This window comes from Pseudomonas orientalis, from assembly GCF_022807995.1.
In the GTDB taxonomy this organism is placed as follows: Bacteria; Pseudomonadota; Gammaproteobacteria; order Pseudomonadales; family Pseudomonadaceae; genus Aquipseudomonas; species Aquipseudomonas orientalis_B.
Genome location: NZ_CP094351.1, coordinates 1,581,414 through 1,594,262, shown reverse-complemented (window position 1 = coordinate 1,594,262; position 12,849 = coordinate 1,581,414). Strand labels below are relative to the sequence as shown.

General features: G+C 60.1%; 14 protein-coding genes. 5 read left to right on the top strand and 9 right to left on the bottom strand.

Going from position 1 to position 12,849, the window contains the following annotated elements; translation table 11 throughout:
* Window positions 1-3: 3 nt before the first annotated feature.
* Both bamC and dapA read right to left on the bottom strand, forming a co-directional pair.
* Window positions 4-1,119, bottom strand: coding sequence for an outer membrane protein assembly factor BamC (bamC, locus tag MRY17_RS06990; RefSeq protein WP_181283938.1), 1,116 nt, complete (start codon window positions 1,117-1,119; stop codon window positions 4-6).
* A 17-nt stretch (window positions 1,120-1,136) separates the two neighbouring features.
* Window positions 1,137-2,015 (bottom strand): 4-hydroxy-tetrahydrodipicolinate synthase, encoded by an 879-nt coding sequence (gene dapA / locus MRY17_RS06985; protein WP_181283937.1) that lies wholly within the window; start codon window positions 2,013-2,015, stop codon window positions 1,137-1,139.
* A gap of 262 nt (window positions 2,016-2,277) precedes the next feature.
* Here dapA and MRY17_RS06980 point away from each other — a divergent pair, with 262 nt between their 5' ends.
* Window positions 2,278-2,838, top strand: a complete 561-nt coding sequence (locus MRY17_RS06980; RefSeq protein WP_181283936.1) for a glycine cleavage system protein R — start codon at window positions 2,278-2,280, stop codon at window positions 2,836-2,838.
* Window positions 2,839-2,848: 10 nt separating this feature from the next.
* Window positions 2,849-3,322, top strand: coding sequence for a peroxiredoxin (locus MRY17_RS06975; protein ID WP_181283935.1), 474 nt, complete (start codon window positions 2,849-2,851; stop codon window positions 3,320-3,322).
* A gap of 18 nt (window positions 3,323-3,340) precedes the next feature.
* On the opposite strand, the gene MRY17_RS06970 is transcribed toward MRY17_RS06975, so the two are convergent.
* The gene (locus MRY17_RS06970; RefSeq protein WP_124426197.1) at window positions 3,341-3,580 is read right to left on the bottom strand and encodes a sulfurtransferase TusA family protein; all 240 of its coding nucleotides are present in this window, start codon (window positions 3,578-3,580) and stop codon (window positions 3,341-3,343) included.
* A 95-nt stretch (window positions 3,581-3,675) separates the two neighbouring features.
* Here MRY17_RS06970 and MRY17_RS06965 point away from each other — a divergent pair, with 95 nt between their 5' ends.
* A complete protein-coding gene (locus MRY17_RS06965) occupies window positions 3,676-5,109 on the top strand; it encodes a M48 family metalloprotease (protein WP_057723056.1) in 1,434 nt (477 codons plus the stop codon).
* Window positions 5,110-5,172: 63 nt separating this feature from the next.
* Here the strand turns inward: MRY17_RS06965 and MRY17_RS06960 are convergent, their stop codons facing one another.
* From MRY17_RS06960 to rpoE, 4 genes are all read right to left on the bottom strand, one after another.
* Window positions 5,173-6,612, bottom strand: a complete 1,440-nt coding sequence (locus MRY17_RS06960) for a DegQ family serine endoprotease (RefSeq protein WP_065949256.1) — start codon at window positions 6,610-6,612, stop codon at window positions 5,173-5,175.
* Between the two features lie 234 nt (window positions 6,613-6,846).
* A complete protein-coding gene (locus tag MRY17_RS06955; RefSeq protein ID WP_181283933.1) occupies window positions 6,847-7,806 on the bottom strand; it encodes a MucB/RseB C-terminal domain-containing protein in 960 nt (319 codons plus the stop codon).
* Between the two features lie 16 nt (window positions 7,807-7,822).
* Window positions 7,823-8,410 carry a sigma-E factor negative regulatory protein gene (locus MRY17_RS06950; protein ID WP_057723059.1) on the bottom strand — a complete coding sequence of 196 codons (588 nt, stop codon included), beginning with the start codon at window positions 8,408-8,410 and terminating at the stop codon, window positions 7,823-7,825.
* A 32-nt stretch (window positions 8,411-8,442) separates the two neighbouring features.
* Window positions 8,443-9,024 (bottom strand): RNA polymerase sigma factor RpoE, encoded by a 582-nt coding sequence (rpoE, locus tag MRY17_RS06945; protein WP_003172477.1) that lies wholly within the window; start codon window positions 9,022-9,024, stop codon window positions 8,443-8,445.
* Window positions 9,025-9,484: 460 nt separating this feature from the next.
* Here rpoE and nadB point away from each other — a divergent pair, with 460 nt between their 5' ends.
* The gene (gene nadB / locus MRY17_RS06940; protein ID WP_191951412.1) at window positions 9,485-11,101 is read left to right on the top strand and encodes an L-aspartate oxidase; all 1,617 of its coding nucleotides are present in this window, start codon (window positions 9,485-9,487) and stop codon (window positions 11,099-11,101) included.
* On the opposite strand, the gene MRY17_RS06935 is transcribed toward nadB, so the two are convergent.
* Entirely contained in the window at window positions 11,070-11,516 is a 447-nt protein-coding gene (locus MRY17_RS06935; protein WP_191955258.1) for a protein YgfX, read from the bottom strand. The two genes, nadB and MRY17_RS06935, sit on opposite strands and share 32 nt — an antisense overlap.
* A complete protein-coding gene (locus tag MRY17_RS06930; protein ID WP_057723062.1) occupies window positions 11,500-11,754 on the bottom strand; it encodes a succinate dehydrogenase assembly factor 2 in 255 nt (84 codons plus the stop codon). The genes MRY17_RS06935 and MRY17_RS06930 overlap by 17 nt, the downstream gene beginning before the upstream one ends.
* Window positions 11,755-11,896: 142 nt before the next feature.
* Here MRY17_RS06930 and MRY17_RS06925 point away from each other — a divergent pair, with 142 nt between their 5' ends.
* Complete coding sequence (locus MRY17_RS06925) at window positions 11,897-12,838, top strand: YgfZ/GcvT domain-containing protein (protein ID WP_181283930.1); 942 nt, start codon at window positions 11,897-11,899, stop codon at window positions 12,836-12,838.
* Window positions 12,839-12,849: the final 11 nt, after the last annotated feature.

Below are 12,849 nucleotides of genomic sequence, written 5' to 3'. Positions count from 1 at the left end.
GGATCAGCCCAGGTTGTCCTGAATCACGCCCAACACTTTGCGCGCTGTTTCAGCCGGCGCGACGGTGTTGATGTTCTTCTCGACGGTGACTTGCACGCTCTCGCCAACCTTGCTCAAACGAACCTGGTAACGCTCGGCGCGGGTCTCGACTTCTTCCTTGGTCGGCTGGCTGCCGAACAATTTGCCGAAGAAACCTGGCTCGTCATCTTTTTTCTCGGCCTTTTCAGCCACGTTGATGTAGTACAGGCCCAGGCTGCGGTTGATGTCCTCAACGCGCCAAGGGCCCTGCTCCAACGCGCGACCTACGCTCGCCCAGGCACGGTCGAGGTCTTCACCCAGGTTCAGTACCACGTTGCCGCTGCCATCTTCGGTGAGGCTGACGCGGCTAGGGGTGTCGTAATCACGTGCGGCGAGCAGGGAAACCGAGCCGCCCTTCTCGGAGATACGGCTCATGCTGGCCAGCATCTCATCGACCAGCGCGGCGTCGACACCGGTATTGACCGAGCGCGGCGTGAAATCGACGTTGGCCGTGCTGCCGGCAGGGCGCTCGGCGCTGACCACATACACTTCACTGGTATTGCGCTGTACGCCTGGCTCGATGCGCACACGCACACGGGCTTCACTGTCGGCGGCTACACCGCCGGCCAGCAGGCGCTGGGCCATGTTGGCGGACAACTCACGGCCCTGCTGCCACGCCGTGGTGAACTCACCGGTTTGCGGGCGCTGCTCGTCGATGCGAAAACCGTTGTCCTGGAAGAACTGCACCGCCACCGGCCAGACTTCGGCAGGTGGGCGCTGCGCCACGATCCAGCGGTTGTCGCCGCTTTTTTGCAGACTGTAGTCGCTGGCATCGGCCACTGCCGTGATCGGCTGCGGGCGTGGCACTACGTACTCGCCCTTGACGGTGTCGTCGGCCACATTGCGCGGAATCGGCAGCAGCGGGTCGAGACGCTTGGCCACGTTCACGTCAGGCGGCAGTTGCATCGGTTTGGTGGCTTGCGCTTCAAGATAATCGCTGCCGCGGTCACGGAAGTAGCCTTCCGGGCCCCATACCCAACCGCAGCCACTGGTGCTGGAGATAATCAAGGCAAGTGCGGAAAGTCCGGCCAATCGCTTCATGCGTAGTGCTTCCTCAATTAAACCAGGACGCCGGACTGGCGCAGGGCCTGTCGCAGCGGTTCGTGAAAGGTTTCGCTGAGACGGGTGAGCGGCAGACGGATACCGTCCGGCATCATGCCCATTTCAGTCAGCGCCCACTTCACGGGAATAGGGTTGGATTCGATAAACAGTGTCTTGTTGAGCGGCATCAGCTTCTCGTGGATCGCGCGTGCGGTCACGGCATCACCGGCAATGGCGGCGGCGCACAGGTCGCTCATGGCACGCGGGGCGACGTTGGCGGTCACGCTGATATTGCCTTTGCCGCCCAGCAGGATCAGTTCCACGGCAGTGGCGTCGTCACCGGAGTACAACAGGAAGTCGCTGCTGACACCGGCCAGGATGTCCTTGGCGCGTTGCAGGTCGCCAGTGGCTTCCTTGATGCCGATGATGTTCGGCACGGTGGACAGGCGAATCACGGTCTCGGCCTTCATATCGCACGCGGTACGACCCGGTACGTTATAGAGGATCTGCGGGATCTGGACGGCTTCGGCGATGGCTTTGAAGTGCTGGTACAGGCCTTCCTGGGTCGGCTTGTTGTAGTAAGGCGTCACCAGCAGGCAGGCGTCGGCGCCGGCCCTTTTGGCATTCCTGGTCAATTCGATCGCTTCACGCGTCGAGTTGGCGCCCGTACCGGCGATCACGGCGATGCGGCCCGCAACGCGCTTGACCACGAACTCGATCACCTGGATGTGTTCTTCCACGTCGAGGGTGGCCGACTCACCGGTGGTGCCGACGGCCACGATGGCGTTGGTGCCTTCTTGCAGGTGGAAGTCCACCAGTTTGCCCAGGCTGTCCCAGTCGAGATGACCTTGTGCATCCATGGGTGTGACCAGTGCCACCATACTGCCCGCAATCATGCAACCGCTCCTGCCGGAAAAAGAGAGCCGTAATGGTACTGGCGCCAAGATGCTTGTACAAGCGAAGTACCGTGCGAGGATGCGTTCTGACGCAACTAAACGATGGGCAATGCCATCATTGTGTCAAAGCAACGCCTGAAGCAGGTCGTTCACGCAATGAAAACGCCACCTCCTAGCCCTTGGCGATGGTTTTCGCTACCCTTGATCCTTTGATCGATACAGCTCTGCCGGTATCGACCGCTCATCGCTTTAGGAAGGCTGCATGTCCACCCCCACAGTTCGCGAACAATTCCTTGTTATCAGTGCCCTCGGCGCCAACCCCATGGAGCTGACCAACGTCCTGTGCCGCGCCAGCCATGAGAACCGCTGCGCCGTGGTGACCTCGCGCCTGACCCGCCATGGCGAGTGCAGCGCGCTGGTGCTGCAGATTTCCGGCAGTTGGGACGCCCTCGCGCGTCTTGAGACCAGCCTGCCGGGCCTGGCCAAGAAACACGATTTCACCGTCAACGTCGTGCGCAGCGCCGCCCTGGAAAATCGCCCGCAGGCCCTGCCTTATGTGGCGTATGTCAGCTCGGCCTACCGCTCGGACATCGTCAACGAGTTGTGCCAGTTCTTTATCGACCATAACGTCGACCTGGAAAACCTGACCTGCGACACCTATCAGGCGCCCCAGACAGGCGGCACCATGCTCAACGCGACCTTCACCGTGACGTTGCCTGCCGGCGTGCAAATCAGTTGGCTGCGCGATCAGTTCCTGGACTTCGCCGACGCCCTGAACCTTGACGCGCTGATCGAACCTTGGCGCCCACAGAACCCCATGTAAGGACGTACCCATGCCGGTAGCCATCGACACACCAGTAGCCGATTTCGAAGCCCAGGCCACCAGCGGCCAGACTTTCAGCCTTGCGGCCCTTAAGGGCAAACAGGTGGTGATCTACTTCTACCCCAAGGACAGCACGCCGGGCTGCACCACTCAGGGCCAAGGTTTTCGAGATCAACATGAAGCGTTCAGGGCCGCCAACACTGAGGTGTTTGGCGTATCGCGTGACAGCGTGAAGTCTCATGAGAATTTCAGGGCCAAGCAGGCATTCCCCTTCGAGCTGATCAGCGACAAGGACGAGGCGGTGTGCCAGCTGTTTGATGTGATCAAGCTCAAGAAGCTCTACGGCAAGGAATACCTGGGCGTGGATCGCAGCACCTTTCTGATCGACAGCGAAGGTGTACTGCGTCAGGAGTGGCGCGGCGTGAAAGTACCGGGGCACGTGGACGCGGTTCTGGCGGCGGCGCAGGCGCTGAACAAGGCCTGACCTGGGCTTACAAGACCATCAGGCCTTGCGCAACCAGTAGCGATACACACCGGCAGCCTCTTCTTCCTGGACCAGTGTGTGGCCAGCCAGCCTGGCGAAGGTGCGGAAATCTCGCTGGGAACCAGCGTCGGTGGCGATGACCTTGAGCACGGCACCGCTGGCCAGTTGGTTGAGTTCCAGCTTGGCCTTGAGCAAGGGCAGCGGGCAATTGAGACCGCTGGCATCGAGTTCGGCGTCAAAGGCAACAGCGTCGGTCATGGTGTTACTCCAAGCAAACATTTGAGCGGCTTAGAATATCTGGTCCCAAGCTCAGTGTCCGGCTACAGTAAGCTCTTTGTCGAAAGGCTTTGTGCATGACTTTTCTGCGCCCTACCCTGCTGACGCTGGCCTGCCTGCTGGCCTCTCCGGCCTTCGCTGATGAGCTGCCGTCACTCGGCGACGCCAGCTCTGCCATTGTCTCGCCTCAGCAGGAATATCAACTGGGTCGCGCATGGCTGGCCTACCTGCGCGGCCAGGTCTCGCAGCTCAATGATCCACAGCTCAAGGATTACGTCGAAACCAGCGTGTACAAGCTGGTGGAGACCAGCCAGGTCAACGACCGACGCCTGGAATTCATCCTGATCAACAGCCCGCAACTCAACGCCTTCGCCGCACCCGGCGGGATCGTCGGAGTCAATGGCGGCCTGTTTCTCAATGCCCAGACCGAAGGTGAATACGCATCGGTGCTGGCCCACGAATTGGCGCACTTGTCCCAACGCCACTTTGCCCGGGGCGTGGAAGCGCAGTCGCGCATGCAGATCCCGATGATGGCTGCCCTGCTCGGCGGCATCATTGCTGCCGCTGCGGGCGCCGGCGATGCGGGCATTGCCGCGATTGCCGGCTCCCAGGCCGCCGCCATCCAGGAGCAGCGCCGGTTCTCCAGGCAGAACGAACAGGAAGCCGACCGTATCGGTATCGTCAACCTGGAGAAAGCCGGCTACGACCCGCGCTCCATGCCCACCATGTTCGAGCGCCTGATGCGCCAGTACCGTTTCGACGCCAAGCCACCGGAATTCCTGCTGACGCACCCGGTGACCGAATCGCGGATCGCCGACACCCGCAACCGCGCTGAACAGGCCAAGCCTGGCGGCAAGGAAGACAGCCTGCGCTATCAGCTGATCCGCGCGCGGGTGCAATTGAAGTACGAAGACACGCCAGGCCTCGCGGCCAAGCGCTTCCAGGCACAGCTGGACGAGAACCCGAAAAACGATGTGGCGCGCTATGGCCTGGCCATCGCCCAGATCAAGGGCACCCAGCTCAAGGAAGCACGGGAAAGCCTGGCGCCATTGCTGGCCAAGGCGCCCAACGACATTACCTACAACCTGGCGCAGATCGAACTGGACATCACCAGCAACCGCATGCCGGACGCACAACAACGCACCGACCGTATGCTCACCCAGTACCCCAGCAACTATCCACTGAACCAGGTACGCGTCGACTTGCTGCTCAAACAAAACCGTACCGCCGATGCGGAAAAAGCCCTGGATGGCTTGCTCAAGTCGCGCCCGGATGATCCGGACGTGTGGTATCAGGTCGCCGAAACGCGCGGTTTGTCGGGCAATATCATTGGCCTGCATCAGGCACGCGCTGAATACTTCGCCTTGGTAGGCGATTTCCAGCAAGCCATCCAACAATTGGATTTTGCCAAACGCCGCGCCGGCAACAACTTCCCGTTGTCCTCGCGAATCGATGCACGCCAGCGTGAGCTGATCGAACAGGAACGCCTGGTGAAAGGGATGATGAGCTAAACCCATCACCCACAAAAAAGCCCCGCCATCATTCAATGGCGGGGCTTTTTATTGGCTGGAAGGTTACTCGGCCAGCTTGAAGGTGATGAAGCTGGCACGCCCCTGACGCAACACGCGCATCGACACCGAGCGATTCTTCGGCAACGCCTTGGCGATATCGGTAAATTCCTTGGTGTTATCGATCGCCTGGTTGTTCAGGTGAGTGATCACATCGCCCGGCTGTAGACCGATCAAGGCGGCTGGGCCGTCCTGGACTTCCTTGATCACGACACCGCTCTTGAGGTCGAAGGTCTTCTTCTGCTCTGGCGTCAGCTCAACCACGGCAATACCCAAGCGGTTACTGCTGCGCTCGGCACCTGGCTTGGCGTTACCCAGGGCATCCAGGGTTGCACCCTCTTCCGGAATTGCGCCGACGGTGAGTTCGACATTCTGGCGCTTGCCATCGCGAATCACTTCCAGCTTGGCTTTGCTGCCTGCCTTGAGTGCACCGACCAGATGCGGCAAGTCGGCCGACATGATGATCGGTTGGCCGTTCATGCTCAGGATCACGTCACCGACCTGCAGGCCACCCTTGGCTGCCGGGCCGTCGTCCTGGATCTGCGCGACCAGCGCACCCGCCGGCTTGTCGAGACCGAACGACTCTGCAAGGTCCTTGTTCACTTCCTGGATCACCACGCCCAGCCAACCGCGACTCACTTTGCCGCCGGCTTTCAACTGATTGGACACATCCATGGCCACATCGATCGGAATCGCGAAAGACACCCCCATAAAGCCACCGGAACGGGTGTAGATCTGCGAGTTGATCCCTACCACTTCGCCCGCCAGATTGAACAGCGGACCACCGGAGTTACCCGGGTTGATCGGCACGTCGGTCTGGATAAACGGAACATAGTTTTCGTTTGGCAGGCTACGGCCAATAGCGCTGACGATGCCTTGGGTGACGGTGTGGTCAAAACCGAACGGCGAACCGATCGCCACCACCCACTGACCCGCTTTCAGGTCCTGGGATTTGCCCAGTTTAAGCACCGGCAAGTCCTTGCCTTCGATTTTCAGCAAGGCCACGTCGGAACGCGGATCGGTGCCGACCAGCTTGGCTTTCAACTCACTGCGATCGGCCAGGCGCACGAGGATCTCGTCGGCATCGGCGATCACGTGGTTGTTGGTCAGGATGTAGCCGTCAGGCGAAATGATAAAACCCGAACCCAGGGACTGCGCTTCACGCTGGCCACCGCCACCACCGCGCGGGGCGCGAGGTTGCGGCATGCCACGCTCGAAGAACTCGCGCAGCATGGGCGGCAGGCCTTCCAGGTCCGGCATCTGCTGGTTCGACACTTTGCGATCCGGCAATTTCTGCGTGGTACTGATGTTCACCACCGCAGGCGAGGCCTGCTCTACCAGTTGGGTGAAGTCAGGCAGCTCGACCGCTTGCGCGGGCACGGCCTGACCCAGCACCAGCAGCGTGGCGACTATGGATAGGTAAGACTTCAAACGTGGTATCGACATACAGCTCCCGTTACGACGAGCAGGGTTGAGCGACAGGGTTCAAAAGACGCCGAAAACCGCGACCGACATTTTTTGTACCGCGAACAAACAAGGCCAGGGCCGAGAAGCCCTGACCTATAAAAAACATGAGGATTTTTTGCAAGTGAAAATGCTGATCCAGACATTTCATGCTCTCGGCAGGCACCCTGACAGGGACGCAGAGTGAAAGATCAGGATGAACACTGGATTAACACCTCAGGGTTTGACTGCGGTCTTTTCACCGCGAACCGACAATGCAATGCGTTCGGCAGTACCGATCGGAATTTCTCCTACAACGGTCACCATTACCTCGCCGTCCACCGTATTCAGATGGCGAGACACTGCAACCGTTGGCCCAAGCTGAGTACGCGTCTGCGACACGCTCGCACCGTCGGTGGACTCGAGAAACACCGAAAAACGTGCAAGCCCATCGTCATACATTAAGCTGTCGATGATGGACTTCGTTTGAGGGTCTTTGCGAGATGTATTCCCAATCAGCTCAAACCCCGGAGGCAGCCAATCCAGATGCCACGCATTGGAGGCCGGCGCTTGCGCCGCCTGGGTACGGCCAATCGCAACAGGTGTGCATTCCCCGCTGGGCTGCAAGTCATGATCCGTGGGCGCTGTGGACGTATTCAATCGCACAAACTGAAAGCGCTCCAGCAGTTGCCCTTGTTCACTGAGCAACAATGACTTGAGGGGCAATGCAGTTTCACGATCCAGATGCAGCTCGAACCCATACCGATAATGGTCACGCGGCGTGATCGACACGATAACCGCATTACGACCGGCCACCCGCGATTTGCCAATGACAGCTATTTCATAGAATTGATTGAGTTTCTGCGGATTCAACGAACGTGACGAACCGTCACGAGAATTGCCAAGACCGGCTACAAGTGTGCCGCTGACGCACTGGGCATGACCGTCTACCCGCACGACTTCCTGGGCAGAACCATCGAGCTGCAATAGCCGCTCCCGGACCCGGCCGTTCTGGACGAGATGCCAGATGTCATGGGTAGAAAAACTGCCATTACGCTCATAGATGAACGTACCTTGAAAGCTTTTCTGCTGCTCTGCACGCCCAAGTCGAGTCAGCCAGTCTTGGGCATCATCGGCATGGGCGGGTAGTGCAAACCAACTACTGAGCAAAAGTGTAAGGAGCGGTATGGCGCGCATAGGGCTCCTTAACGGTTCAGCGGTTTTCCAGGCTTGCTGCGCGAGCGTATGGCAGGGCACTTTCAGCATTCTTGCCAGCCGCTTCCTGCGCATGTTGGCGCAGGTAGCCTGGAAGACGCTGATCCTGCCAGCCGGATTGCCCCTGAAGCACACCGTTAGCCATAGGGCCGGCGGTGTCAGAGCTTTCCTTGTAGCCAGCCAGTACAGCCGGGCCTTTGACTTGCGGACCGGCCATGACCGGTTGCTGAGTCTGCTGGGCCAGTTCGGCACCGGCGATTTCGTCCTGGTTGTACAGACGAACACCGGCCAGTACGGCGACGGTCACCGAAGCAGCGACTGCCAGACGGCCCAGGCTACGCCATGGACCACGAGCAGCTTTTGCCGGAACGGCTTCATCAGCCAGCGCGGCAGAAACGGCCGCAGCAATATCCAGACGAGGGATTAGAAGATCCTTGTGCATCACCGCCCGAGCGACTTGGTAACGAGACCAGGTATCACGGGTTTGGGCATCATCAAATGCATTGAGCACTCGACGAAGTTCCAGTTCATCCGCTTCGTTATCCATCACTGCGGACAGCGATTCCTGCAGGGCATCACGACTCATGGCGGTTCCTCTCTTGGCTGTCGCCGCTGTCTTTAGTTTTCCTGCAACAACGGTTGCAAGGCTTTGTCGATGGCTTCCCGGGCCCGGAAAATCCGTGACCTTACAGTCCCCACCGGACATTGCATGACGCTCGCAATGTCTTCGTAACTCAGACCATCGAATTCACGTAAAGTTAACGCCGTACGCAAATCTTCTGGCAGTTGCTGAATCGTTCGATGAACGGTTCCCTCGATCTCGTCGCGCAGCAAGGCACGCTCCGGCGACTCGAGATCTTTGAGGCCGTGATCACCATCATAGAATTCAGCATCTTCTGAACTGACATCACTGTCTGGTGGGCGGCGGCCGCGAGACACCAGATAGTTCTTCGCCGTGTTAATGGCGATGCGGTACAGCCACGTATAAAACGCACTGTCACCGCGGAAATTGCCCAGTGCACGATACGCCTTGATAAAGGCTTCCTGTGCAACGTCCTGCGCTTCATGGGTGTCGTGCACAAACCGCACGATCAACCCGAGAATTTTGTGCTGATATTTCAGCACCAGCAGATCAAATGCGCGCTTGTCGCCGCGTTGTACGCGCTCGACCAGCTGCTGATCCTCTTCCTGGGTTAGCATGAACACTCCTCGTTGTACTTGGAGGAGGCTTGCATAACTAAACGATCAGGCTTGTAAACATAGACTCGGGCTTTTCGCAAAAGTTCTCCCCCTTCAAGCAAGTTTCCGGCACGCACTGATTTGGCACACACGAAAAACGCAGCTCAGGCAACACCGGCTGCGCGAATAATCTTGTCGTCGGTCTTCTGACGCGTCCAATGCTCCCGACGGGCCAATAAACTCAACGTTTTCCCAGCTTTCGGGCAACCTGCTATTGAGTCGGGGCCTATGCAAAAAGTTCCCGCTCGCTGACTGGATGTGAACCGGAGCTGTGCACCGTAATCTCACAATGCCACGAATGCCTGGCTATTGTGCCGCTCCACCCCTCTATATACTAGTGTCCCGTGTGCCCCTTTGATTCGCCGATCCAGGCGTCCTGCTTGCGCCTCCTCTTCGGATCGCTTTTTGCGGAATCCATTCAATGAGCCAACAGTTTCAACACGATGTGCTGGTGATCGGCAGCGGAGCCGCCGGCTTGAGCCTGGCGCTGACCCTCCCCGGCCACCTGCGCATTGCCGTACTGAGCAAAGGCGACCTGGCCAACGGCTCGACATTCTGGGCCCAAGGCGGCGTCGCAGCCGTGCTGGACGACACCGATACCGTCCAATCCCATGTCGAAGACACCCTCAACGCCGGGGGCGGTCTGTGCAACGAGGACGCAGTGCGCTTCACGGTCGAGCATAGTCGCGAGGCAATCCAGTGGTTGATCGACCAAGGGGTGCCCTTCACGCGTGATGAGCATGCAGGCAACGACGACGGCGGATTCGAGTTCCATCTGACCCGTGAAGGCGGCCACAGCCACCGTCGCATCATCCACGCCGCCGATGCCACCGGTGCCGCCATCTTCAAGACCCTGCTCGACCAGGCTCGCCAGCGTCCCAATATCGAATTGCTGGAACAGCGCGTAGCCGTTGACCTGATCACCGAAAAACGCCTGGGCCTTGCCGGCGAGCGCTGCCTCGGCGCGTACGTGCTGAACCGCGCCAGCGGCGAAGTCGACACCTACGGCGCACGCTTCACCCTCCTCGCCTCAGGTGGCGCAGCCAAGGTCTACCTCTATACCAGCAACCCCGACGGGGCCTGTGGCGACGGCATCGCCATGGCCTGGCGCTCGGGCTGCCGGGTAGCGAACCTGGAATTCAACCAGTTCCACCCCACGTGCCTGTATCACCCCCAGGCCAAGAGTTTCCTGATCACCGAAGCCTTGCGCGGCGAAGGTGCGCACTTGAAGCTGCCCAACGGCGAACGCTTCATGCAGCGGTTCGACCCACGCGCCGAGCTGGCGCCGCGCGACATCGTCGCCCGCGCCATTGACCACGAGATGAAGCGCCTGGGTATCGACTGCGTCTATCTGGATATCAGCCACAAACCGGAAGCCTTCATCAAGGCGCACTTCCCCACCGTCTACGAACGCTGCTTGACCTTCAATATCGACATCACCAAGGGCCCGATTCCGGTAGTACCTGCCGCGCATTACACCTGCGGCGGCGTGATGGTCGACCAGCATGGCCGCACCGACGTGCCCGGCCTGTACGCTATCGGCGAAACCAGCTTCACCGGCCTGCACGGCGCCAACCGCATGGCCAGCAACTCGCTGCTCGAATGCTTTGTGTATGCGCGCTCAGCGGCGGCGGACATCCTTGAACAACTGCCGCGCATCCCGGTGCCGGCCGCCCTGCCCCGTTGGGACGCCAGCCAGGTGACGGATTCGGACGAAGACGTGATCATCGCGCACAACTGGGACGAGTTGCGGCGCTTCATGTGGGACTACGTGGGGATCGTGCGCACCAACAAGCGCCTGCAACGGGCACAGCACCGGGTGCGTTTGCTGCTGGATGAGATCGACGAGTTCTATAGCAACTATAAAGTCAGTCGCGACCTGATCGAATTGCGCAACCTGGCTCAAGTCGCCGAGTTGATGATTCGCTCAGCCATGGAACGCAAGGAAAGCCGGGGCCTGCATTACACCTTGGATTACCCGCAGATGCTGCCCGAGGCCCGTGACACTATCCTGGTGCCAGCCACCTACGGCGACTGAACTTCAAGCGCACGCGCAGGCGCCGGTGCATATCGGCGACCAGCGAGTCGCGAGGCACGCAAATGGAGCGCACCCAGCGCTCACCTTGCACCCGGTAGCGCAGCACCACGACCAACGGCAGCGCCAGGCTGTCGGGCCTTAGCTGTACGCTGTGCCAGCCACGCTCGGCACTGAACAATTGCCAGCCATCGTCATCGCGGCGCAAGCCACGAACCGACGAACGATGGGTCAGCAGGACCTGCCGCGGCAACACCCACGCGGCATGGGCCAGGCACACCAGCAGGCCAAGGGATGCAAAAGGCAGGTCGACAATCAGGCAGGCACCCAGCGCGAACAGCTGGGCGGCCAGATAGGCCGCCAGCAACAGCCGTGAGGCCTGCCAGCGGCACTCGAAACGGTTATTTGGGCTGGACACGATCCAGGATCATCCGAACCATGCGCTGCAGCTCCGGGTCTTGCGATTCGGCGCGCTCCATGAACCAGCCGAACATGTCCTGGTCTTCGCATTCCAGCAGTCGCACGTAAAGGTCGCGGTCTACCTGGTTGAGCGTTGCGTAGACTTCTTTGGTGAATGGCACCAGCAACACATCCAATTCCAGCATGCCGCGACGGCTGTGCCAGTAGAGGCGATTGATTTCTACATCTTCGACCATGGAGCGCTCCTCAAATAGAGTGCAAGTATACAGGCCCGACGCCGCCGGACCAGTCGGCTTTGGTCGCGCCCCATGGAAACTATGCATTTGCCGGGCGCCCCTCTATGATGCACCCATGACTCTTTTTGACCTGCGATGACCCATGGCCGACTCTGCTTTCTTCTGTCCCCTGACCCACGAAGGCGTTCTTGCCGTCCGCGGTGCTGACGCTGCCAAGTTCCTGCAGGGTCAACTGACCTGCAACCTCAACTACCTGAGTGACACCCAGGCCAGCCTGGGCGCGCGCTGCACGCAAAAAGGCCGGATGCAGTCCAGTTTTCGCATCCTGTTACAAGGTGACGGCGTGCTCCTGGCGATGGCCAGCGAACTGCTCGAGCCGCAGCTGGCGGACCTGAAGAAATACGCGGTGTTCTCCAAATCCAAACTTACCGATGAAAGCGCCGCCTGGGTGCGTTTCGGCCTGGCGAACGCCGATCAGGCCTTATCCGCCCTTGGCTTGGCCTTATCGGTCGAGACGGACAGCGTGGTGCGTACCGAGGCACTCATCGCCATCCGCGTATCGCCGGGCCGCGCTGAACTCTGGGCACCCGCCGAACACAGCGAGAGCCTGCTCAGCCAATTGGCGGCCATTCTGCCGCAAGCCGAGCTGAACGAATGGCTGCTGGGCCAGATTCGCGCCGGTATCGGCCAGGTGATGCCGCAGACCCGCGAACTGTTCATCCCGCAGATGCTCAACCTGCAAGCCGTGGGCGGGGTCAGCTTCAAGAAGGGCTGTTACACCGGCCAGGAAATCGTCGCGCGCATGCAGTACCTGGGCAAACTCAAGCGCCGCCTGTACCGCCTGAGCCTGGTTGCGGCCCAATTGCCCGAGCCAGGCACCTTACTGTTTGCCCCCAGCCATAACAGTTCGATCGGCGAAGTGGTGGTCGCGGCAAACGCTGGCCAGTCAATTGAACTTCTCGCCGTGCTGCAAGCCGAAGCTGCCGACAATGGCGACATCCGCCTGGGCAGCCTGGAAGGCCCGGGCCTGCAGTTGCTTGACCTGCCCTACGCGCTGGATCGCGATCGCGAGATCCAGCGTTGATTGCCGCACTT

Excerpts from the sequence above, each read along its gene's own strand:
- nadB (WP_191951412.1), top strand. The coding sequence starts at position 9,485 with ATGAGCCAACAGTTTCAACACGATGTGCTGGTGATCGGCAGCGGAGCC.
- MRY17_RS06965 (WP_057723056.1), top strand. The coding sequence starts at position 3,676 with ATGACTTTTCTGCGCCCTACCCTGCTGACGCTGGCCTGCCTGCTGGCC.
- MRY17_RS06950 (WP_057723059.1), bottom strand. The coding sequence starts at position 8,410 with ATGAGTCGTGATGCCCTGCAGGAATCGCTGTCCGCAGTGATGGATAAC.
- rpoE (WP_003172477.1), bottom strand. The coding sequence starts at position 9,024 with ATGCTAACCCAGGAAGAGGATCAGCAGCTGGTCGAGCGCGTACAACGC.
- MRY17_RS06930 (WP_057723062.1), bottom strand. The coding sequence starts at position 11,754 with ATGGTCGAAGATGTAGAAATCAATCGCCTCTACTGGCACAGCCGTCGC.
- MRY17_RS06980 (WP_181283936.1), top strand. The coding sequence starts at position 2,278 with ATGTCCACCCCCACAGTTCGCGAACAATTCCTTGTTATCAGTGCCCTC.
- MRY17_RS06955 (WP_181283933.1), bottom strand. The coding sequence starts at position 7,806 with ATGCGCGCCATACCGCTCCTTACACTTTTGCTCAGTAGTTGGTTTGCA.
- bamC (WP_181283938.1), bottom strand. The coding sequence starts at position 1,119 with ATGAAGCGATTGGCCGGACTTTCCGCACTTGCCTTGATTATCTCCAGC.
- MRY17_RS06960 (WP_065949256.1), bottom strand. The coding sequence starts at position 6,612 with ATGTCGATACCACGTTTGAAGTCTTACCTATCCATAGTCGCCACGCTG.
- MRY17_RS06970 (WP_124426197.1), bottom strand. The coding sequence starts at position 3,580 with ATGACCGACGCTGTTGCCTTTGACGCCGAACTCGATGCCAGCGGTCTC.
- MRY17_RS06975 (WP_181283935.1), top strand. The coding sequence starts at position 2,849 with ATGCCGGTAGCCATCGACACACCAGTAGCCGATTTCGAAGCCCAGGCC.
- MRY17_RS06925 (WP_181283930.1), top strand. The coding sequence starts at position 11,897 with ATGGCCGACTCTGCTTTCTTCTGTCCCCTGACCCACGAAGGCGTTCTT.
- dapA (WP_181283937.1), bottom strand. The coding sequence starts at position 2,015 with ATGATTGCGGGCAGTATGGTGGCACTGGTCACACCCATGGATGCACAA.